At 56.0% G+C, this 21162-nt stretch carries 16 protein-coding genes and 1 riboswitch; of the genes, 10 read left to right on the top strand and 6 right to left on the bottom strand.

Translation table 11 applies throughout. The annotated features are described in order from the left end of the window. Nucleotides 1-575 precede the first annotated feature (575 nt). The 4 genes from ORG26_RS22715 (at nucleotide 576) to ORG26_RS22700 (ending at nucleotide 5304) form a co-directional block, all read left to right on the top strand. Nucleotides 576-1391, top strand: coding sequence for a 2,3,4,5-tetrahydropyridine-2,6-dicarboxylate N-succinyltransferase (locus ORG26_RS22715; protein ID WP_266365952.1), 816 nt, complete (start codon nucleotides 576-578; stop codon nucleotides 1389-1391). A gap of 173 nt (nucleotides 1392-1564) precedes the next feature. Then, on the top strand, nucleotides 1565-1996 hold the full coding sequence (locus tag ORG26_RS22710) for a helix-turn-helix domain-containing protein (protein WP_266365951.1): 432 nt from the start codon (nucleotides 1565-1567) through the stop codon (nucleotides 1994-1996). 27 nt (nucleotides 1997-2023) lie between these two features. Then, nucleotides 2024-2225: riboswitch (cobalamin riboswitch) on the top strand. A 64-nt stretch (nucleotides 2226-2289) separates the two neighbouring features. After that, nucleotides 2290-4218, top strand: a complete 1929-nt coding sequence (locus tag ORG26_RS22705) for a TonB-dependent receptor plug domain-containing protein (protein ID WP_266365950.1) — start codon at nucleotides 2290-2292, stop codon at nucleotides 4216-4218. A gap of 9 nt (nucleotides 4219-4227) precedes the next feature. Then, on the top strand, nucleotides 4228-5304 hold the full coding sequence (locus tag ORG26_RS22700; RefSeq protein ID WP_266365949.1) for a DUF5074 domain-containing protein: 1077 nt from the start codon (nucleotides 4228-4230) through the stop codon (nucleotides 5302-5304). A gap of 261 nt (nucleotides 5305-5565) precedes the next feature. On the opposite strand, the gene ORG26_RS22695 is transcribed toward ORG26_RS22700, so the two are convergent. Beyond that, entirely contained in the window at nucleotides 5566-6990 is a 1425-nt protein-coding gene (locus ORG26_RS22695) for a tetratricopeptide repeat protein (protein WP_266365947.1), read from the bottom strand. A gap of 69 nt (nucleotides 6991-7059) precedes the next feature. Beyond that, nucleotides 7060-9573, bottom strand: a complete 2514-nt coding sequence (gene gyrA / locus ORG26_RS22690) for a DNA gyrase subunit A (protein WP_266365945.1) — start codon at nucleotides 9571-9573, stop codon at nucleotides 7060-7062. A gap of 285 nt (nucleotides 9574-9858) precedes the next feature. Between gyrA and ORG26_RS22685 the strand changes: the two genes are divergently transcribed. The 3 genes from ORG26_RS22685 to ORG26_RS22675 all read left to right on the top strand — a co-directional run bounded on the left by ORG26_RS22685 (nucleotide 9859) and on the right by ORG26_RS22675 (nucleotide 12514). Continuing rightward, a complete protein-coding gene (locus tag ORG26_RS22685) occupies nucleotides 9859-10320 on the top strand; it encodes a response regulator (RefSeq protein ID WP_266365943.1) in 462 nt (153 codons plus the stop codon). A gap of 76 nt (nucleotides 10321-10396) precedes the next feature. Then, the gene (locus ORG26_RS22680; protein WP_266365941.1) at nucleotides 10397-11308 is read left to right on the top strand and encodes a glycosyltransferase family 2 protein; all 912 of its coding nucleotides are present in this window, start codon (nucleotides 10397-10399) and stop codon (nucleotides 11306-11308) included. 21 nt (nucleotides 11309-11329) lie between these two features. After that, nucleotides 11330-12514, top strand: a complete 1185-nt coding sequence (locus tag ORG26_RS22675; protein ID WP_266365939.1) for a glycosyltransferase — start codon at nucleotides 11330-11332, stop codon at nucleotides 12512-12514. On the opposite strand, the gene ORG26_RS22670 is transcribed toward ORG26_RS22675, so the two are convergent. Beyond that, nucleotides 12511-13143 (bottom strand): acyltransferase, encoded by a 633-nt coding sequence (locus ORG26_RS22670; protein WP_266365937.1) that lies wholly within the window; start codon nucleotides 13141-13143, stop codon nucleotides 12511-12513. The two genes, ORG26_RS22675 and ORG26_RS22670, sit on opposite strands and share 4 nt — an antisense overlap. A gap of 201 nt (nucleotides 13144-13344) precedes the next feature. On the opposite strand from ORG26_RS22670, the gene ORG26_RS22665 reads away from it, so the two are divergent. From ORG26_RS22665 to ORG26_RS22655, 3 genes are all read left to right on the top strand, one after another. Further along, nucleotides 13345-14061 (top strand): TolC family protein, encoded by a 717-nt coding sequence (locus ORG26_RS22665; RefSeq protein ID WP_266365935.1) that lies wholly within the window; start codon nucleotides 13345-13347, stop codon nucleotides 14059-14061. Nucleotides 14062-14125: 64 nt separating this feature from the next. Then, nucleotides 14126-16255 carry a GumC family protein gene (locus ORG26_RS22660; RefSeq protein WP_266365933.1) on the top strand — a complete coding sequence of 710 codons (2130 nt, stop codon included), beginning with the start codon at nucleotides 14126-14128 and terminating at the stop codon, nucleotides 16253-16255. A gap of 8 nt (nucleotides 16256-16263) precedes the next feature. Continuing rightward, entirely contained in the window at nucleotides 16264-17721 is a 1458-nt protein-coding gene (locus ORG26_RS22655; protein WP_266365931.1) for an O-antigen ligase family protein, read from the top strand. Between the two features lie 84 nt (nucleotides 17722-17805). Here ORG26_RS22655 and ORG26_RS22650 read toward each other — a convergent pair whose 3' ends face one another. The 3 genes from ORG26_RS22650 to ORG26_RS22640 are packed head-to-tail and all read right to left on the bottom strand — an operon-like array spanning nucleotide 17806 to nucleotide 21148. Further along, nucleotides 17806-19059: a glycosyltransferase family 2 protein gene (locus tag ORG26_RS22650; protein WP_266365929.1), complete on the bottom strand. Its 1254-nt coding sequence runs from the start codon at nucleotides 19057-19059 to the stop codon at nucleotides 17806-17808. Between the two features lie 23 nt (nucleotides 19060-19082). Beyond that, nucleotides 19083-19991: a glycosyltransferase family 2 protein gene (locus ORG26_RS22645; protein ID WP_266365928.1), complete on the bottom strand. Its 909-nt coding sequence runs from the start codon at nucleotides 19989-19991 to the stop codon at nucleotides 19083-19085. Next, nucleotides 19970-21148, bottom strand: a complete 1179-nt coding sequence (locus ORG26_RS22640) for a sugar transferase (RefSeq protein WP_266365926.1) — start codon at nucleotides 21146-21148, stop codon at nucleotides 19970-19972. Before ORG26_RS22640 ends, ORG26_RS22645 begins: the two co-directional genes overlap by 22 nt. Between the last annotated feature and the right edge of the window lie 14 nt (nucleotides 21149-21162).

The raw sequence follows: 21162 nt of genomic DNA, 5'->3' as shown, positions 1-21162 counted from the left end.
TAGAACGATCGGGGAGAGACGTAGAGCCGCTCTTTCATGACGCTTGACACAATAGTTCTTTTCCGTTGGAGAAGCCTGCCAGCGCGCTTTAAAAGACGGACGTTTAGATTCTGGCTTTATAATTTTTCTCTCTTATTCAAAACCACTTAAGTGGTTTTTTTATTTATATATAATAGACAGATAGAAGAAAGAAAAGATGGGCTGATAGGAGAATGTCGTTGCGCTGGCCGCTATGATCAGGATCTAGACCAAGATCATTTCAACCGTTCATCTTTTCTCTTTATTCTGTAATTGGTGTGTTTAATTGAGCTGGAATGGATAGCGAAGAAAAGAATGGTCAAATATTTCCAAAAGGTATACGTATATTTGATCATGTTTTCGAGCTGGCTTTTATAAAGCGGCTTAACTCAGGCATCGAGCTTTCTGGACGTATCCAATAATCTTCTATAATGAATTCATAACTTTTACGCCTGAAATATTTTATAAGTCAAAAGCGTAACTAACTGGTTATGAGTTTGTTTATCTAACTTGTCAAAAGTAAAAATTCTTCCTGTTTATATAATTATTTTGTCTTTATGTTGAAAAGCCAAATTGAAAATATTTGGGATGATCGGGAACAGCTGAAAAGACCCGAATCTGTTGCTGCCGTCGCCGAAGTCATTGCATTGCTTGATGAAGGCCAGCTTCGCGTTGCAGAACCGAAGCAGGATGGATCTGGATGGCAGGTGAATGACTGGGTTAAAAAAGCCATTCTTCTTTACTTCCCGTCCCAGCAAATGAAGGTTTCGGAGGTGGGAATTCTTGAGTTTTATGACAAGATTCCTCTGAAAACAGATTATAAAAGGAGAGGGGTTCGGGTCGTTCCGCCGGCCGTTGCGCGCTATGGTTCCTATATTAGTCCGGGTGCGATTCTCATGCCTTCTTATGTCAATATCGGGGCGTATGTAGGCGAAGGGACTATGGTGGATACCTGGGCAACTGTAGGCAGTTGTGCCCAGATCGGGAGTGATGTCCACCTGAGTGGAGGTGTCGGTATTGGGGGTGTCCTGGAGCCGCCTCAGGCAGCCCCGGTGATCATCGAGGATGGCGCCTTCATTGGCTCCCGCTGTATCGTAGTGGAAGGAGCCTATATAGGAAAGCGTGCGGTTCTAGGTGCGGGAGTCACGATCACCGGCAGTTCCAAAATCATTGATGTGACAGGCAGCGAACCGGTCGAGTACAAAGGATATGTTCCCGAAAACTCGGTTGTCATTCCGGGCAGCATCCCGAAAGAGTTTGCTGCGGGTACGTTTCATGTTCCCTGTGCCCTGATCATCGGCAAACGAAAAGCTTCTACCGATTTGAAAACTTCGCTGAACGAGGCGCTTCGGGAGAACAACGTAACGGTTTAACAGAGCAAACCGGAGTTTACAAAACTCAACAGCTTACGGTTTACATAAACAAGCCAGCTATTTACAAAAGTAGCTGGCTTTATTTTTGTAAATTATTTAACATTCCATTTTAATTTACATTATTTAATTTACTTTTGTTATATAACATCGGTTAACATGTAATCTTGTAAACTATGTCAATAAATGACAAAATTAAACTGTTACTGAAGGATCGTAATTTAACACCTTCGGTATTTGCCGACGAAATCGGGGTAAACCGAGCCAGCATTTCTCACATTCTATCGGGGCGTAACCGGCCAAGTTATGATATTATACAGAAGATTTTGCGGCGTTTTCCGGACCTGGGGACCAATTGGATGCTCGAAGACGAAGAGCAAAATAACGTTGTAAATTACGACAACCGGTTTTCTAACCCGCCAAGTGGCCGAAGAAACAATTTACAACCTGAAATTGCTCCATTGGTTCAACCCAAGCCGGTAGCCAGCAAGCCCGAAGCCGTTCCGGATACAATTGTAAACCAGGAGCCAGGTGCGGTTTCTAAACAAATCGAGCGTATTCTGATCTTCTACACGGATGGCACTTTTAAAGAGTATTCTCCGTCCTAAGCAACCATCTCCGGTTTATATACCTATATTTGCAATACGTAATATGGCGTCTGGATTTCAACAAAGGCAAATTCTAAGACTTAATAGGGAAACAGGTGAAAGGCCTGTGCTGTCCCCGCAACTGTAAACGCGCACTAACCGATTTCTCTTCTTGCCACTGTTCCTTTGCGAATGGGAAGGCTAAAATCGGGCCGTAAGCCAGGAGACCTGCCTGTTACCTTATGCTGACGTTGTTCTCGGGTGAAGAACTTCAGAAGCCACCAGGATTTGTTCTGGTGTAACCTTTATCATTCATGAGGTATTCATTGGGGTTCCTGGCTACGGTACTGACCGGCCTGAACGTACCGGCCTGGGCTCAAACCCGGGAGCCAGCGGCTATTGTCCTCGATACGCTGGCCGTACGAGCCGAACGCCGGGCCGCCTTCCGCATCGGACAGAATGAAATTCTGCTGGATTCAGTTCTGGTGCAATCGCGCGGACAGTTCCTATCCGACGTTCTTCGGAGATACACCGGCATTCCGAACCGCGCCTACGGCAACGGTATGTTGTCTGCCCTTATCATCCGGGGACTGCCCGCCAGCCGAACGGCGGTGTTATGGCACGGCTTTCCGATCAATTCATCCATGCTCGGCAGTACCGATTTAAATCTGATTCCAATTTCGGGACTGACCGACATGGCTGTTCAACCCGGTGCTGGCAGTAGTCTCTTCGGCTCGGATGCCATTGCCGGTAGTATAGCGCTTTCTGCCAGACCGGAGTGGAAACCGGGATTCAAAGCCACGGCGGGCGCTACTCTCGGCAGCTTTGGACTGAAGACCGGCCAAGCCACGGCCGGTTACACCAACGAACGGCAAACCGTAAGCTTAAGGACAAGCGTCTCTCTGCTGGATCACGCCAATCGGTTCTGGTTCAGAAACACATCCCGGTTTGGCCAGCCCCGGGAGCGGCAGCAGGATGCAGGGATTCGCCAAAAATCCGTTTCGCAGGATGTCTTTATCCGATTCAGCAAAAAAATAGCCCTGACGTTGAGCGCCTGGTGGAATCAATCGCAACGCCAGCTTCAGGCACCCATCAGCGTCCGTATTTCGGACGAGAGTCAGGCGGATGAAACCCTTTCTTCATTAGCGTCTGTTGAATTTAACCATACGGGATGGAAGGACAAGCTTTCCGTTTATCACCAATATTCATCCATTCGGTATCAGAAGCCGTCCACCCAGTTGAACGAATTCTCTTCGGAGACCCGGACCATCTTCCGGTACGAACAGGATTGGCGGATAAACCGATCGGAGAGTGGTTTCCCCAACTGGCAATTCCAGTGGGGGTTGGAAGGCGCCGTCCAGCAGGCACGGGCTGAGTCCTATCAACAGACGGGTCGGCAAAACCGGTTTGATGTTTACGTGCTGGCTACCGGACACTGGACAGCCCGTTTGCGCTCGACGGTTCATCTCCGTCAATCGACGACAACCGGGTTTCGCGCGCCGTTTACCCCGGCGCTGGGACTCGAATATGACTGGCGTCTCCTGGCATCCCTGCTTACGGTCAAAGCCCATGCGGCCCGCTCGTACCGGGTGCCCACGCTGAACGATCGATACTGGCGTCCCGGCGGCAATCTAAATCTGCTTCCGGAATCTGGTTTCAGCCGGGAGCTGACCGTAAGCCAGACGTTCAGTCACTCCACCTTGAAGAACTGGCACCTGACGGCTTACCGGAATACCGTTCAAAACTGGCTCGACTGGGTTCCAGGGGATACCGTCAGTTACTGGTCGGTACGAAACCTGCCGAACGTTCGCGCCGAAGGATTGGAAGCCGGTATGCAGTTCGCTCATAAACTGGGTCGCCTTCAATTGCAGTCGGCGGCCATGCTGAACTACAACCGTACCGTATCGCTGGCCGCGCAGGGCGCAGGCGGGCGTCCTCCGCAACTGATGTATGTTCCCAACTACTCAGGCAACTGGACGATTGATCTGCAATACCGGTCGTTCGTCGGTGGGGTACAGCATACGTATACAGGCAGGCGTTTTACTACTTCGGATAATTCCTACGCCCTGCCGGGCTACTGGCTGGCGGACGCTTACCTCAGACATCAGCGGAAGTTTGCCCGCTTTCAAACAGAAGCCATTTTCAGGGTCAATAACGTCTTTAACACCACGTACCAGGCAATTCAGGACCGGGCCATGCCTGGCAGACACTATCAATTTTCGTTGTTTTTTATTTATCCCTAATTCATTACCATGATTACTTTCTCAAACATTCGCCTGACGGTGGTTCTGGCTACGGCTATTGGCTTGCAGGCCTGTCAGGTGAACGACAATCCGGAAGCAAAACCGTACGACACCGGAGTCCTCGTCCTCAACGAAGGAAACTTTCAGAAGGGAAATGCCTCCGTTTCTTTTCTGAACCGGAACGAATCGACGGCGATCACCGACATTTTCCGTACCGTCAATAACCGATTCGTCGGGGACGTTCTGCAGGATTATGCCGAAGCCAACGGTCGGGGATACCTCGTCGTCAACAACAGCAATAAGATTGAGGTCGTGGAAGCCACCACTTTTAAGTCCGTGGGGGCCATTGAATCCGGTCTGCCGCAATGCCGGCGGATTCAGATCGTCTCTGCCGATAAGGCCTACGTCAGCTGCTGGGGCGACGCGCAAACGAAACCCGGCGTAGCGGTAGTGGACCTCAGAACCCTTAAAGTGACCGCCTACATTCCGACCGGAAAAGGTCCCGAGGACCTGCTTCTCGCCGGGAACCGCGTGCTGGTAGCCAACTCCGGCGGGTTTGAGGTCGCCAGCACCGTTGACGTGATTGACGTCACTACGGACAAAGTCACCTCAACGATCCCCGTGGGTGATGTACCTACCAATCTGGTGACTGACAGCGAAGGCCAGGTGTGGGTGCTGTGCAGCGGCAAACCTACGTGGAGCAGCCCGAACGGCATGACCACCGCCGAACTCGTGCGGATCAATCCCGCCACGGCGAGCGTAACACGCCGTTTAGTCATCGACGGCAAAGCGATCAACAGCAACCCGGATGAATTATCGACCAATAAGGAGCGGACGATGCTGTATTTTGTCGCCGCCAACGGAGTTCATACCGTTCTGACCTCGGCGACCGCTGTAACCCTCGACAAACCTGTCATTCGTCGCGGTTTTTACGGCCTTGGCGTCGATCCGGCCACAAACAACATCTACGGGTCAGACCCGCTGGATTACAGCCGCCAAGGCTACGTTTTCCGCTATAAATCGACCGGGGAGCGTATCGATTCCGTTAAGGTTGATTTGATTCCGACCGGATTCTATTTCAAGTAACGCCCGAGTCTTAGACAAGTAAAAAGCCCGCGTTCTGCGGGCTTTTTTTATGGTATTTAATTAAGCGCTGATAATCAACGTTTCACGTGAATAGTTAAACCCCTGTTTTATAAGAGGAAGTATATTGCCTTTATAATCAACCTATTATACAGTAATTCATCCCTGTGGAAACGCATCAAACTATTTGTTGTATAATTTATATTATGTTAACTAGCTTTTCCAAAAGAAAGGCGGCCCTTTTCAGAACCGCCCCCTTTTTCCTTATTTAGGCTCGATGCAGGCAATCTTGTTGTCTTCAAACTGCTTCAGGATGTTCTGCAGGTTCGTCAGACTTTCGTTCAGATCGCTCTCCGTGTCTTTCACACTTTTCGCTTTCAGGAAGTACGGCAGTGCCTGCTTGAATTTACCGCAAACCCGTCCTTCGACTTCCTTACCACGCGCCTGGTATTCTTTCATATCCATCTTGTCAACCTGGCCTTTCATGATAACGGCTTCGTTATAATAATAAACGCCCATGTTGAAGTTGGCATCGTAGTTATTCGGGTCGATCTGCAGCGCTTTCTGGTAGTATTCCAGGGCTTTGGCAAGGTTCTCGTTCTGCTCTTTGGTCAGCTGAGCGATTTTCCCCTCCGCGTTTTCTACCTGCGGCTGGCCGGCCTCTTCTTTCATCTGCTTCTCCGTCTCGGCGATATCCGACTTCTTATCGGTGATCATCTGATTAACGGATGCCAGCTGGCGTTTTACGTCCGCATTCTTCGGCTCTTTCTTGGCGCGGGCCGTCAGGCGGGTTACTTCCCCCTGCATGGCTTTCAGCGCGTCCTGCTGCTCGGCGAGTTGCTTCGGCAGCACTTTTGAGCGGCGGGAAGCGTCCGAGATCTTTTTCAGCTCGGTGCTGGCTTTCTGAGCGTTCTGGTCGTACAGGATACCGATGTTCAGCCAGTTGGTGGCGTTGTTCGGATCTTTCTCGGCCAGGGCGATCATGCCTTTCATGGCGTCGTCGATACGGCCGGCGTTCACCAGGATGTTTACGCGCTCGGCCGACAGGTCTTTGTTGCCGCCCAGCGCCGTGATGCCGCGGTCGAGTACCCCAATGGCTTTATCGATATCCTTATCCTGACGGTACAGGCTGGACAGTGCGTAATAGATGCTGGGGTCTTTCCCGCCGTTGTTGATATAGCTTTCAAAGCCCGATTTGGCCAGCGCCAGGTCTTCACCCTGCTGGGCGGCGATGCCCGTGTACAGGGCAGCCGTGGTGTCCTTCGGGTTGGCTTCCATGGCCATGTTCATGAACTTGGCCGCATCCTTGAACCGCTTGCTCTGGTAGTTGTTGGAACCGGCCGTCATGAAAGCGTAGTACATGCCCTGCCCTTTCAGAGCGTCTTGGGCTTCTTTGCCTGTTTTGCCGCCATTGTCCAATTCAGCCGCTTTCTTATAGGCTTCGTAGGCCGTCATGGCAGCGTTGGAATCAAGTTTAACGGCACGTTGCGCGATTTCTTCGTAGGTTTTACCCCGGCTCAGCCAGGTAGCTGCCTTTGCCGACTTCTTAGCATCCGTGATGTCTTTATCACTCTTTTCCTTGTCCTTTTTGTACTGCTGCTCCATCACGGCATCCAGACCGCCCGCTTGTTGGGCATACGCTCCTGCCGAAAGGAAACCCGCCAGCAGGAACAATGCGACTTTTTTCATGTGAGAAACTGTTATTGGTTGAACTGGTTAACGAAAATTATGGGAAGTACCGTATATTTTCCGGAAATATCAAGCTTCAGAATCAGAAGCCGCTTCGGTGATGGTGCCTTCTTCCCCGGCTCCCTCCTCTTCTTCTTCCCGCGCAATCTGCGTCACGGACGAAATTTCATCTCCGTCCCGAAGGTTAATCAGCTTAACCCCCTGCGTATTACGACCCGCCACGCGAATCTCGTCTACGTTCATGCGGATCGCCGTTCCTGCCCGGGTGATGATCATCAGGTCATCGGAATCGGTTACTTCCAGAATGGCCACGAGGTTGCCGACCTTTTCGGTCACTTTTAGCGTTCCTACGCCCTTGGCACCCCGGTTGGTTACGCGGTATTCATCGACTTCCGAACGCTTGCCGAAGCCTTTCTCCGACACCACCAGCAACTGAGCGTCTTCCCGGCCAATGCACACCATGCCGACGACCTTGTCTCCGGCGGCCTCATCGAGGTCAATCCCTTTCACACCCGCCGCCGTACGACCCATCGGACGCACCCGGTTCTCGTTGAAACGGACCGCTTTCCCGGAGTTGGACGCAATGACGATGTCGTTGTTTCCGGTCGTCAGACAGACGTTCAGCAGGCTGTCGTCTTCGTTGATCGTGATCGCAATGATCCCGTTCGTACGCGGGCGGGAGAACGCTTCCAGCAGGGTTTTCTTGATGGTTCCCTGCTCGGTACACATCACAATGTAATTATTGTTGATGTAGTCCTCGTTCTTCAGGTCCTTGACGTTGATGACCGCCTGAACCTTGTCGTCGCCTTCGATATTGATAAAGTTTGCCAGCGGGCGGCCTTTCGAATCCCGGCTCCCTTCCGGCAGACCGTGAACGGGCAGCCAGTACAACCGTCCCTTCTGCGTGAAAATCAGCAGAGTGTTGTGCATGGTGGCCGTAAAGAGGTGCTCGGTAAAGTCGTCGTCTTTCGTCCGGACGGCCCGTGAACCGACGCCTCCGCGGGTCTGCGCCCGGTATTCTGCCAGCGGCGTCCGTTTGATGTACCCCTGGTGCGAAATGGTGATGAGCATTTCATCGTCGGCAATCAGCGAGAGGTCGCTGATGTTGCCATCGCCCAGCGGGTTGATCTGCGTCCGGCGTTCGTCGCCGTAACGGGCTTTCAACTCCAGCAGTTCGTCCTTGATGATGGCCAGTTTCCGAACCTCGCTCGTCAGAATATCCTTCAGGTCGTTGATGAGCGCCACCAGCTCGTTGTACTCCGCGATGATCTTGTCCCGCTCCAGGCCCGTCAGGCGCTGCAGACGCAGTTCCAGAATGGCTTTAGCCTGCACTTCCGACAGCTCAAACCGTTCGATGAGGCTGTTCTTGGCTACCTCCGGGTCGCGGGCCGAGCGAATGAGTTCGATGACCGCATCGAGGTTATCGAGCGCGATGAGCAGACCCTGCAGGATATGCGCCCGTTTTTCGGCTTCGCGGAGTTCGTACTGCGTCCGGCGGGTCACCACTTCCTGGCGGTGCTCGACGTAGTACCGGATCATGTCCTTCAGGTTCAGCAGCATCGGACGGCCTTTCACGAGCGCCACGTTGTTGATCCCGAACGACGACTGCAGCTGGGTGTATTTGTAAAGGTTGTTCAGAACGACGTTAGGCACCGCCTCGCGCTTGAGGTCGTACACAATCCGCATCCCGTCGCGGTCCGATTCATCCCGGAACGCCGAAATCCCTTCAATTTTCTTTTCGTTGATGAGGTCCGCCGTTTTTTCGAGCATCACCGCTTTGTTGACCATGTACGGAATCTCCGTAACGATGATCTGCGTTTTGCCCCGGTTTTCCTCGATAGTGGCATTGGCCCGGATCACCACGCGGCCCCGGCCGGTATGGTACCCGTTCTTCACTCCTTCCACGCCGTAGATCGTTCCGCCGGTCGGGAAGTCCGGAGCCGTCACGAACTTCATCAGCTCGTCGATGGTCACCTCCGGGTTATCGATATAAGCCACAATGCCCTCCACCACTTCCGTCAGGTTATGCGGCGCCATGTTGGTCGCCATCCCGACGGCAATGCCCGACGAGCCGTTCAGCAGCAGGTTCGGCAGTTTACCCGGCATGACCGACGGCTCTTCCAGTGAATCATCGAAGTTGGCCTGAAAATCAACCGTTTCCTTGTATATATCCGTCAGCAGTTCTTCCGCGATCCGCTTCAGACGAGCTTCCGTGTAACGCATGGCCGCCGGTGAATCTCCGTCGACGGAACCGAAGTTACCCTGTCCGTCCACCAGCGGATACCGCAGCGACCAGTCCTGGGCCATCCGGACCATCGTATCGTACACCGACGCATCGCCGTGCGGGTGGTACTTCCCCAGCACCTCCCCTACGATACGGGCAGATTTCTTGAACGGCTTGTTGTAATTCACACCCAGTTCGGCCATTCCGAACAACACGCGGCGGTGTACGGGTTTCAGACCGTCCCGCACGTCGGGAAGTGCACGTGAAATAATGACCGACATCGAGTAATCGATGTAGGCTCCACGCATCTCATCTTCAATATTGATGGGAATAATGTTACTGCTGCTTTCCTCAGCCATATTCAGAGGGTTATCTTAAAAAAATACTATCAAAAAAAGTATCCCATAGAAAGGCATACCCAATCATACAAATATGCAATTTTTTTGCGAGAAATAAAAGGATTAATCCCCCTTTTTGCCCTTGCCCGGGCTTTCTTTCGTTCTATTCCACCCAAGCCGGACCCGCAGGAGCAACTGCCTCGAAAACGGCTCCATTGCCTAATTTTCCGCCGTCCGGAAAGGTCGTTTCCGGGTGCTTTTTAATACTTTGCGGCCTAAGACCCCTATTCGATAAGACCTATTTTTATGGACGAACAGCGACTCAACGTGCTGGTAGTGGAGGAAAACCAATCCTGTGCAGACGCCATCCGGGAAGCCATGAACCGATTGTCTTTCTCCAACGATTCTTTTTTTGCCCAGGATACGCCGGAAGCAATCCAGTACCTCGAAAAGCGGACCTCGACGGCGACCTCCCCCCTGCCGGACCTGATCATGCTCCATCTGGCTCCCGACAAAGTGGATTCCTGGAATTTTCTGAGCACCGTCAAGCAGGATTCGGCCTGGAGCACGGTTCCGGTTCTGGCGCTTTCGGACACCGAAGACCGGCTCTTTATTCACAAGGCCTACCAGGCCGGGGTTACCTCGTTTCTCGCCCATCCCCACAATACCGAAGAGTGGCTGCCGCTCCTCGAATCCCTTCGTTCGTACTGGGGCTCGGTGGTCCGGCTCCCGAAGAAAAACGTTCGCTGGCTGACGGGCAATCACTGAGCACCTAGGCTCCGGGCCGTTGTTTATCAGACAAAGGCACAGTTTTTGAGACGGATTCTCCAGCAACTGCTTGCCTATGTTTTTACAGCGCTTTACTACGCCCGACTGGCTTAAGAATATTCTGCATTCGCCTAAATCTCCGGACGAGGTTCCGGCTTCCCATTTTGACGAACTGCGGGAAAAGCTCCGCTGGTTATCGGACAGTGCGCCGGAAATTTCCATTGTGATTCCGGCCTATAATGAAGAAAAAAACCTGCTCTGGCTCCTGGCCTCCATGGCCGGGCTCAAGTCGACTCGCCGGGTCGAACTGCTGATTGCCAACAACAAATCCACGGACCGGACCCAGGAAATCCTCGACCGCTGCGGCGTGCGTTCGATTCTGGTCACGCAGCAGGGCGTGGCCCATGCCCGGCAGGCGGGGCTGCTGGCCGCCAAAGGCACCTGCATCGTTTGTGCCGACGCCGATTCGCTGTATCCGCCGGGCTGGGTTGATGCCGTCACCGAACCCCTGTTCACGCAGCCCGAGGTGGTTTGTACTTACGGCTACTATTCGTTTATCCCCAGTCGGCAGAATTCCCGCCTTAAGTTGGGTCTTTATGAATCCATCGGCGAACTGTTCACGCACATCCGTAAACGCAACCGCGAGGCCGTGGACGTGCGGGGCATGAATTTCGCCTTCCGCCGCGCCGACGCGCTGGCCGTCGGGGGCTTCGATGTGACTATCGGCCACCAGTCAACCTTTACGGGAACAGAACTGACCTCCGGACAGCCCCGGGCCGAAGGCCGCTGCGAGGACGGCTGGCTGGCGCTCTGTCTGTCCGCCCGGGGCCGGTTGCTGCGTGTTCGTTCCGACGCGGCCCGCGGCTGGACCAACGACCGGAGCATCATGGCGGAAGGCAGCCTCAGCGCCGCGTTTTTTACCCGGGTTCAGAAAGAACTCAAACGCCTTCCGCTCTACCTCGACCCCCGCAAGAAAATCACTGCTTAAGAACGCTTCTCGGTAGCCGCCATGTCCGTCCCTTCTTTTGAGGTTGTCTGTGTCAGCCTGACCTCGTACACCAACGCGTTCACCAAGTCGACCGTCGAACTGATGAACGAACTGGCCCGCCACCACCGGGTGCTGTACGTCGACTTTGCCGTTTCGGTCAAAGACCTGGTGACGGGCAGGCTGAGAAACGGCTGGAAGAAAGTAGTCGGACTGGATGAGCGATTAGCCCGCGTTGAGCTTTCCCACGGCGGCACACTGCACGTCCTTACGCCACCGCCCGTGCTTCCGGTCAACTGGATGCAGCCGGGAGTGCTTCACGGATTCGCCCAGGGCTTTAATACGTACTGGCTTGCCGCCGAGATCCGGGCCGCCATGAAACGGCTCGCTTTCGACCGCCCGGTGGTCATCAATGCGTTTCACCCGATCAACGGCCTTGCGCTGGCGGGACGGCTCAACGAACGCGCGCTGGTCTACTACTGCTACGACGATATTTACGCCGAAAGCTGGAGCCGCCACCACGGCCCCCTTTCCGAAGCGGCGCTGATCCGGCAGGCCGACGCAGTCATCGCCTCCTCCCGCGAACTCCAGCTCCGGAAGACGACGGACACGACGCCCTGTTATCTGCTGGAAAACGGGGTTGACTATCCGCTCTTTCAGCAGGCTTTTCATCTGCCGACGCCCAAACCCGTCCAAACCGTGGGTTACATCGGGGCCATCGACAATCGCCTCGACCTGGATTTGCTCGGCACCTGTTTTCAGCGCTTTCCCGAGGTTCAATTCCAGTTTGTCGGCCGACAGCCCGACGCGGCGATCCGGGCGTTCTTTGAGCCGTATGCCAACGTGACGCTCAGCCCGCCGGTCGCGCCCAGCCAGCTTCCGGCGTTTGTCGAAACCTTCGACGCCGCCCTGATTCCGTTCGTCTGCAACCAGCAGACCAAGGCCATTTATCCGCTGAAGGTCAACGAATACCTGGCCGCCGGACTTCCCGTCGTTTCAACTCTTTTTTCGGATTTGTCCGACTTTGCCGGAGTCGTCGCGCTGGCCGATTCGCCGGAGGACTTCTGCGAAGCCCTGAAAGGGGCGCTGGCCGATACCCGTCCGGAAGAGGCCCGGAAACGGTCGGCCTTTGCCCGTACCAATTCCTGGGAAGAGCGCGGCAAACGGCTTGAGCAGATTCTGGGCGAGGTGCTTCGGGACAAACGCTAGGTTCTGGCGAGCGTCGCCCGCTCCCACTTTCCGCTTGCTTCGCAGTACCGCTTGATGATGCGGGCCGGATTGCCGCCCACGACGCAGAACGGCGGTACGTCTTTGGTCACTACGCTGCCCGCCGCCACGACGGCATTTCTCCCGATGCGGACTCCGGCCGTAACGACCGCATTGGCCCCGATCCAGCTTCCCTCCCCGACCACAATCGGAGCTACCGAAACCGGCTGCCGCCGGATTGGCCGGTGAATGTCCTGATACGAGTGGTTCAGGCCGGAAATAACCACGTTCTGGGCCGTAATTACGTCGTTTCCAATCGTCACCGGCCCGATAATCACGTTGCTGATGCCTACCCGGACCCCGTCCCCGATAGCCACCGCTCCCACGCCGTTGTTGATCACGCTGTAGTCTTCGATGGTCGAATCACGGCCGATCGAAAACGGCTGAAACGGAAGCACATCCAGCCGAACCGTGCCGCAGACCCGACTGCCGTTGCCGCGGGGGTGCACAAACGGATTAATCAGCCAGCTTACCCAGCGCCGCGGCCGGGCCTGCCCGCTCGGAAGCAGCAGATAATGGACAAATGATTTCACCCGGGGACTCTCTTTCAGGAAGGCTTTCAATGCGTTCATCGCTTACTATTAATCGAGATTCTATGAAAAGTCTTTAATATACTGTTTTAGTATACTTGTAGAGGGTTATTTAACAGACTGGCAACATAATTGCTGTATGGTTAGCAACCCATATTTATCAGACAAATAATGTACCGTTTTTCAAAATCCCCCCGTAAACGTAAATTCGGTAGAGTACGCTCGTGGTTTCCCGTTCTGGTTTTGCTCCTTTCGGCACTGACGCTTGCCCCGGCCAGCGCCGCGGCTCCGGCTTCTGCCGACACGCTGATGCTGAGTCTGGACCGCGACCTGGGCGACCAGCTTATTCCCTTCGAACGCATCTTTGATCTGGCCCTGCACCACTCGCCCCTCATGAAAGTGGAAGACGCGACGGTAGAAAGCCGGATTCTGGACATTCAGGCCTCGCGGGTTGCCATCCTGAATCAGCTGAGCACCTCCGCCGGCTTCAACAGCGGCACGGCCACCGTCCTCAGCGTGGGCAACGTGGCTAACGAAACTTTCTCGCTCAACAACGGCTACCGGTACGGGGTCACTTTCGGCATTTCGGTCGGGGAACTGCTGAGCCGCCGCCGGAAGATTCAAACCGCGAAGATCGAGCACCGGCTTTCCGTCATTCACCGGGACCAGGCCAAACAAAGCTTCAAGCGCGAACTTTCCCAGGCTTATCAGGCTCTGCTGCTGTCCCAGAAAGTGCTCCGCCTGACCATCCGCGACGCCCAGGCCGCCCTCATCGCCTTCCGGGTCGCCGAAATCAGTTATCAGAAAGGCAAAACCGCGCCCGACGAATACGCCTCGGCCAGCAAAGCCTACACCTCGACCCAGATCGAAGTCGAGCAGAAGCGCAGTGAATTCATGACCAAGCTGTATGACTTCGAAATTCTCACCGGCGTCGAATTGCCCCGTTTAATCCTGAACTAATCCATCCATGACAGTTTTCGCAATTATCCGGTTGTTGAAAAAATGCCTGCCGTGGTTGATTTTGATGCCCACCGTTCTGGCCGCGACGGTCTTTCACCTGACCCGGGACCTGCCCCGCGAATTCCAGACGACGGCCACGGTTGCCACCGGACTCGCTTCCAACATTTCCATCAGCGACGAACGTCCGGACGGCGGCGCGATCAACAACACCATCGAGGGCATGATCTCGATGATCAAAAGCCGGGAAGCCCTGACCGAGGTTGCGCTGCGGCTGATGGCGCTGCACCTTCTTCAGGACAAACCCGACGACCAGATCATCGGGAAGAAGACGTTTGCTGACCTTAAAATCCTGGTTAAGCCCGAGTTGCGGGCGCTGGCGGTAGTGCCGGGCAGCACCGAAGCGACTTACCAGAATCTGCACAAGTTGCTCGACACGCCGGAGGGGGCGCCGCTGAAATGGCTCCTCTACCAGTCGCCGAGCGCCTATGCCGTCAACAATGTGCTGGCGGGCATGGGGGTCAAGCGGGTCAACAGCAGCGATATGCTGCAATTTTCGTTTACGGCCAACGACGCCCCGATCTGTTACCAGACGCTGAACATTCTGCTGGTAGTTTTTAAACAGCGGCACGAAAAAGCCAAAACGGCCGAAACCGGGAACGTCATCCAGTATTATGAGGAGCAGACGCAGACGGCCTACGAAACGTTACAAAAGGCTGAAAATGACCTGAAGAACTTCGGCATCGACAACAAGATCATCAACTACGGCGAGGAGTCGCGGTATGTTTCCCAGTCGAAGGAAAACCTCACCACCAACATTCAGACCGAAATGGTGAACATGCAGGTGGCCAAAGCGGCGCTGGAATCGATCGAAAGCAAATCGGCGGACCAGAAGTCCATCGTCCGGCTCAACGAGACCCTCCTCGGGAAACGGGGGGAACTCGCTTCGGCGCAAATGGAGCTGACCAACCTGAATACGTTTGAAGGAACACCGGAAGCCATTGAAAAACAGCAGCGTCGGGTCAACCGGATTACGGAAGAGATCAAATCCCTGGCCCGCTCGTATTACGCCCTCAACAACACCCTCGACGCCATTCCGCAGGAAAACCTCGCCCAGCAGTGGGTCAACCGGATGCTGGAATACGAGGAATCGGCCGCCCGGGTCAACGTGTACCAGAAGCGTCTGAAGGATTTCGACGGCATTTACAGCCATTATGCTCCGCTGGGAACAACCCTCAGCCGGATGGAACGCCGCATCGGTCTGGCCGAGAAAGATTACCTGAGCAGTCTGAGCAGCCTGCAGGCAGCCCGTCTCAAGCAGAAAAACCTGGAAGTAACCCGGCCCATCACGCTGCTGGACCCGCCGACCTATCCGTCTCAGGCCCAGGCGTCGAAGCAGAAAATGCTGACGATGTCGGGCTTCCTGGCCGGCGTCGTGCTCGTTCTGGCGGTTGCCTTCGCCACCGAGTTTCTGAACTCGACCATCCGGACGCCCGAGCGGGCGGAAGAACTGACCGCCCTTCCGCTGGGCGCGGCCTTCCCCGCCGTGACCAAACGGACGCAGCGGTACGAGCTGCCGTACATCGAGCAGTGTATGCTGGAACAGTTGCGCAGTGCCATCCTGATCGAAACGACCACGGTAGCTCCCACTTCGGCCTATCACCTCGTCACGCTCTTCAGCACGCGGCGGGGACAGGGCCGTTCGTGGGTGGGCGAACGCATCAGTCACCAGTTTGCCAAAGCCGGCCAGCGCGTGTGTTACCTCTACCCGTTCGATCCGAAAAAAGTCAATACGCCGCCGAGTACCGCCGCTACCACGGTGCCCTACTACGTTTCGGACGACTTTTCGGATACGGGCTGGATCGGGTCGCTGCTCGAAAACGCCGGGGCTCCGGGTCCCGAGGTGTTCGATTACATTTTCCTCGAACTGCCCAATCTGCTCGACACGGCCATTCCGGCGCACCTGGCCGGACAGTCGCACCTGTCCCTGCTCGTTACCGACGCGACCACCCAATGGGTCAAAGCCGACGCGACCTTGCTGAACCTGTACCGGAAAGCCACCCGCAACAAGGTCTTTGCCGTTCTGAACCGGGTCGAGCCCGACTGGCTGCGTCCGCTCCTGGGCGACATTCCGAAACGGGCCTTTCATTTTTACCGAAAAAAGAAATCAAGGTCTGAGCCGGCGCCGTCCGCGTAGTCATCCCGATGCACACACTGTCTGAACGTCATCCGACTCTCTGGACCGCTCTGCTGGCTCTGGTCTCCATCGGAACGGCCCTGCTTGCGGGCCGCTACATTGCCGGGGCCGGGATGGAAGGAGTCGGCCTGCTCATTGCGCTGCCCATTGTGCTGACCATCGTCTGCACGATTGTGGCCCGCCCGCGCGTTGGGGTCTCCTTGCTGTACCACCTGAGTTTCACGCTCTTTGCCATCGGGCGGATTCTGTACACGAACATTCCCATCGGTCTCTCCATCGACGGGGTGATGCTGCTTACGCTCATCGGGGCGCTTTTCAACAAAAAGAAAAACATCGGCGTCTTCCAGTCCGCCGTCTTTTTCGCGACGGCCATCTGGTTCGTCTTTACCGTTTTCGAGCTGTTCAATCCGGAGGCCCGCAGCAAGCAGGCCTGGTTCTTTGCCGCCCGCGGGGTTTCGATCTACATGATTCAGATCGTGGTGATCGGCCTGCTGCTGATTACCGAACGCAAGGACCTTTACCGTTTCGTCAATACCTGGATGGCCTATTCGGCTTTTGCGGCGCTATGGGCCTTCAAACAGCAGTACATCGGCCTGACAACCAACGAGCAGCGCTGGATGGACGAAGGGGGTGCCCAGACCCACATTCTGTTTGGCAACCTCCGCAGCTTTTCCATTTACAGCGATGCCGGGCAGTACGGCGCGGCGGCGGCGCACGCCTCGCTGTTTGCCATGATTCTGGCCGTCGAAACCAAGAACAATCTGCACCGGCTGAAGTACATTTTTATCGCGGTCACCAGTTTCTGGGGGTATGCGCTAGCCGGGTCGCGGGGACCGCTCATCGTTTTTGCGGGCGGAATGATGGCCTACCTGCTGCTGCGGCGAAATCTGGCGGTCATCGCCGTCGGGATGGTCCTGGCCGCCGGGGCGTACGGGTTTCTCAAATTCACCTACATCGCTCAGGGAAATTATCAGGTGCAGCGGATGCGGAGCGCCCTCGACCCCAACGACCCCTCTCTGCAGGTGCGGCTGGCCAATCAGAAAAAGCTCAGCGGCTACATGGACTCGCGTCCCATCGGGGCCGGTATTGGCTCGGGCGGGGAATGGGGCCGCCGCTTTTCGCCCGGAACGTTTCTGGCCGAGACCGCGCTGGACAGCTGGTACGTCAAAATCTGGGTGGAGACCGGCGTGGTTGGCCTCAGCATCCACATCCTGACGCTGCTCATGATCGCGGCGGCCGGGTACCGCAATATCATCCGGCTCCGGGACCCCGTTCTGGCCTCCACCATGCGGGGCCTCTTCAGCGGGTACATCGGGATTCTGCTGGCCAGTTACGGCAACCAGATCCTCGGACAGACCCCTACTTCAACGGTGATGTACATCACCATCGCCACCTTTCACCTGTGCAGCCGGTTTGATACGAAGGAGGAAAGCGAAACGGCCGAGGAAGACGAACAGGCCGCCTGATTCGTTACAGATTCGTTTAAGACAGAAAAGCCCGGAAGCGAGTCTCGCTTCCGGGCTTTTGTATTGGGAAAAGACAATTCCGGCTTAGACCGTTTCCGCCGCCGGATTCACTTCGGCATCCTCCGCCCGGCGGGCTTTTTCCCAGATGCCGGTAGCCGGAGTGCCCTTCAGGTAACGCATCAGCCCGGCGATGGCGCAGACATTCATAAACGTGAAATAGTACGGAATAAACAGCAGCTTAACCCGTAGCTGGCGGTGTTCGGCGACGTACCCCAGGAGGGCAGCCAGGTAAAATCCAATCTGCGCCGCTACGGTCATGGCCCAGAAGAAAAACAGCTGGGAGGACTCCAGGGCCGTTACCAGCGTCAGCAGTACGGACGCCAGCAGCATCAGCGGCAGGCAGAACGGCGCCACGGCCCAGCGCAGGACCCGGTGCGACAGGTACTGAAACGTCAGCCAGCCGTACCGGAAGGGATTCAGCAGGTAAGCCAGCCGGACGATGGACTGAAAACCGCCCGTGGCAATCCGGATTTTCCGCTTTTTCTCTTCTTCAATCGAAAACGAAGGCCGCTCCAGGGCAAAGGCGTCGGGGGCGTACTGGACCCGGTAGCCGCGTCCGGCGATGCGCAGCGAAATGATGAAGTCGTCGAGCAGGGTATCGGCCTCCACTTCCTCAAACAGTTCGGTACGCAGAGCAAAAAGCTCGCCCGCCGCGCCGACGATGGTGTGCAGTTCGGCGTCCTGTTTTTTCAGAAAGGATTCGTATTTCCAGTAAAGACCCTCCCCGGCTCCGGCGGCCGCTTCCGCCGCATTGAGTTCGATCCGCTTCTCCCCGGCCACCGCCCCCACGTCCGGGTCGGCAAAATGGGCGACGATGTTGCGAATCGCGCCGGCGTTGAGGTTGGTATTGGCGTCGGTAAAAATGACGATCGGCGACTTGACGTATTTCATGGCGCGGTTCATGGCCGCCACCTTGCCCCGGCGTACGCTTCCGCCCAGCACGTCAATCCGGCGGTCGTAGCGCTGGCGGGCTTCCAGCAGCCATTCCATCGAGCCGTCGATGGAACCTTCCGTCACGAACAGCAGGCGGATGCGGTCGGCGGGATACGCCAGGGAAAGCGAGTTCTTGAGTTTGGCCGGCAGAAAAGCCCGCTCGTTATAGGCCGGAATCACGACCGTCACCTCGGGCCAGTAGGCCGACGCATCCGGTCGGGAGCGGTTCAGTTTCAGCATCTTCCGAACCCGGTTCAGAACCCAGATCAAAAGACCATACCCCAGATAGGTATACCCCGTCAGGAAGACACAAACCCAGAAAAGTAGTGATAACGCTGTTTTCATAACGCTGGAAAATAAGGAGTTGCTTAAGCGGGCCGGTACGACAGATTCCACCGGAGGCCGGAAACGAACGAACGCAGGTGCGTCCATTGTCCGCGCAGCGTGTAAAGCAGAAGGTGTTTGGGAACGGCCAGCAGACAGAAAAAGACCAGAAACGACAGCCACTGCAACCCGCCCGTGTTCCGCCGCATGAACAGAATCCGGTTGCGGGTGTGATAGTATACTTTCAGCGGACTGGCTTTCCCGATGGAGGTCGATTCCTTGTGGAGAATAACGGCCGGGGGCTGGTAAAAAATCGTATACCCCGCCCGGCGGATTCGGGCCGACCAGTCGAGTTCCTCGTAGCACAGGAAGAATTCTTCGGCGAAAAGGCCCACGGCCTCCGCTACCGAACGCCGGACCATCATGGCCGCCCCGTGCGCGTAATGCGTGGGGCCCGGCTCGTCATACTGGCCGTGGTCCTGCTCCCGGGTGCCGACCGCCACCACCTGACCGGTATAGGCGTTCAGCTTGCCATAGCCGGCGTACTGAATGCGGTCGGGTTCGGAGAAATAACGGATTTTAGGACAGACCACCCCCACGGCGGGGTCGGCAAACGGGGCCATCAGGTCATCCAGCAGGGTTTCGTTCAGTTCCGTATCGTTGTTGACGATAAAGAAAAACTCGCCCCGGGCGGCTTTCATGCCGAGGTTGTTGCCGCCGGTGAACCCCAGATTCTCCGGGCTCAGCAGGAGCCGCACGCGCGGGTTGGCCTCCCGGCGAACCACCTCCTCGACCGTCACCCGCGAGCCGTTATCGACCACGATGATTTCGTAGTTCGGGTACCGCAGCCGCCGCGACGAGGCCAGAAACGCCGCCGTCACCTCCGCCTGGTTGTAATTGATCGTGATGATGGACACCAGCGGCTCCCGGCCTACATATCTTCCTTCTGCCATAGCGCTTTCAGAGTTCGGATGAAGATCAGTACGTCGAGCCGGAACGAAAACGTTTTGGCGTACAGCACATCCAGTTGAATCCGTTCTTCGTCGGACAGGCGTTTTCCGCGTCCCCGCTTCGTCACCTGCCAGAGGCCCGTCAGGCCCGCCGGCGCGGCAAACCGGCGCGCGTAGGCCGTGGTCGTGAGCTTTTCGGCTTCGTAGGGCGGCAGCGGGCGGTTGCCCACCAGCGACATATCCCCGCTCAGGATGTTGAACAACTGCGGTAGCTCGTCGATACTGGTGTTGCGCAGAAACTGGCCCAGCCGCGTCACACGGGGGTCTTTATTGAATTTGGTGAACGTCGCCTTGTATTTCTTCTGCAGCGCGTACACGTCTTCGCAAATCATTTTTCCGTCCAGGTACAGCTGTCGTCCGCAGGATGCTTGTCCGCTCCGGCGGCACTCTTCGCAAAGCTGTTCGGTATCGGTCTCCGGCGTGCGGGCGTACACGTTCAGATCGGCCATCTGCGCCAGCATCTGATCGGCGTCCGTCCGCATCGTCCGGAACTTGTGCATCGGAAACACCCGGTAGTTCATCCCCACCCGCCGGGAGCTGTAGAACACCGGACCCCGCGAGTCGAGCTTGATCAGGATGGAGACGACCAGCAGCAGGGGCGAAAGCAGCAGCAGGGCCGTCAGCGAGACGAGGATGTCGAGCAGTCGCTTTCCTACCGGCATGCGGACAACCGGATGCCAGGCGGCCCGTCTCTGTTCGCGCTGGTACTCTTTCCGGCGGCGCAGGTAATCGATCCGGATCGCGATGGCGTCTTCGGCCCCGTAGGCCGGCAGAACATCCTGAATCGAGCGCCGGGTAGCCTGGCGTTTCAGCTGTTCGGTCACGGGTCCGCTGCTCAGCAGGACGACCGGAATATTTTTCAGGAACAGATGGCCCTGCAGAATTTCGGCAAAGGCCAGTCCGCCCAGATTTTCGTTGATCAGGACCAGATCCGCCGGCTCCCCTTCCTGCAACAGTTCCAGCGCTTCCTGCGGGTCATCGAGCGAAACAATGGATACATGCGGCCCGAACGCCCGGATAAACATCAGGGAAGCCGCAATGTCACGCTCTAGATAAATGACCCGGAAGGCCGCTTTTTCCGTCTGAATGGTAGGAGTCATGCGTTAATGGCTAG

Origin of the sequence: Tellurirhabdus rosea (assembly GCF_026278345.1) — a bacterium.
In the GTDB taxonomy this organism is placed as follows: Bacteria; Bacteroidota; Bacteroidia; order Cytophagales; family Spirosomataceae; genus Tellurirhabdus; species Tellurirhabdus rosea.
The sequence above is the reverse complement of the archived record's forward strand: the minus strand, read 5'-3'. Positions and strand labels throughout refer to the sequence as shown.

Excerpts from the sequence above, each read along its gene's own strand:
- gyrA (WP_266365945.1), bottom strand. The coding sequence starts at position 9,573 with ATGGCTGAGGAAAGCAGCAGTAACATTATTCCCATCAATATTGAAGAT.
- ORG26_RS22650 (WP_266365929.1), bottom strand. The coding sequence starts at position 19,059 with ATGAAAACAGCGTTATCACTACTTTTCTGGGTTTGTGTCTTCCTGACG.
- ORG26_RS22685 (WP_266365943.1), top strand. The coding sequence starts at position 9,859 with ATGGACGAACAGCGACTCAACGTGCTGGTAGTGGAGGAAAACCAATCC.
- ORG26_RS22705 (WP_266365950.1), top strand. The coding sequence starts at position 2,290 with ATGAGGTATTCATTGGGGTTCCTGGCTACGGTACTGACCGGCCTGAAC.
- ORG26_RS22715 (WP_266365952.1), top strand. The coding sequence starts at position 576 with ATGTTGAAAAGCCAAATTGAAAATATTTGGGATGATCGGGAACAGCTG.
- ORG26_RS22645 (WP_266365928.1), bottom strand. The coding sequence starts at position 19,991 with ATGGCAGAAGGAAGATATGTAGGCCGGGAGCCGCTGGTGTCCATCATC.
- ORG26_RS22670 (WP_266365937.1), bottom strand. The coding sequence starts at position 13,143 with ATGAACGCATTGAAAGCCTTCCTGAAAGAGAGTCCCCGGGTGAAATCA.
- ORG26_RS22660 (WP_266365933.1), top strand. The coding sequence starts at position 14,126 with ATGCCCACCGTTCTGGCCGCGACGGTCTTTCACCTGACCCGGGACCTG.
- ORG26_RS22675 (WP_266365939.1), top strand. The coding sequence starts at position 11,330 with ATGTCCGTCCCTTCTTTTGAGGTTGTCTGTGTCAGCCTGACCTCGTAC.
- ORG26_RS22710 (WP_266365951.1), top strand. The coding sequence starts at position 1,565 with ATGTCAATAAATGACAAAATTAAACTGTTACTGAAGGATCGTAATTTA.
- ORG26_RS22680 (WP_266365941.1), top strand. The coding sequence starts at position 10,397 with ATGTTTTTACAGCGCTTTACTACGCCCGACTGGCTTAAGAATATTCTG.
- ORG26_RS22695 (WP_266365947.1), bottom strand. The coding sequence starts at position 6,990 with ATGAAAAAAGTCGCATTGTTCCTGCTGGCGGGTTTCCTTTCGGCAGGA.
- ORG26_RS22700 (WP_266365949.1), top strand. The coding sequence starts at position 4,228 with ATGATTACTTTCTCAAACATTCGCCTGACGGTGGTTCTGGCTACGGCT.
- ORG26_RS22655 (WP_266365931.1), top strand. The coding sequence starts at position 16,264 with ATGCACACACTGTCTGAACGTCATCCGACTCTCTGGACCGCTCTGCTG.
- ORG26_RS22640 (WP_266365926.1), bottom strand. The coding sequence starts at position 21,148 with ATGACTCCTACCATTCAGACGGAAAAAGCGGCCTTCCGGGTCATTTAT.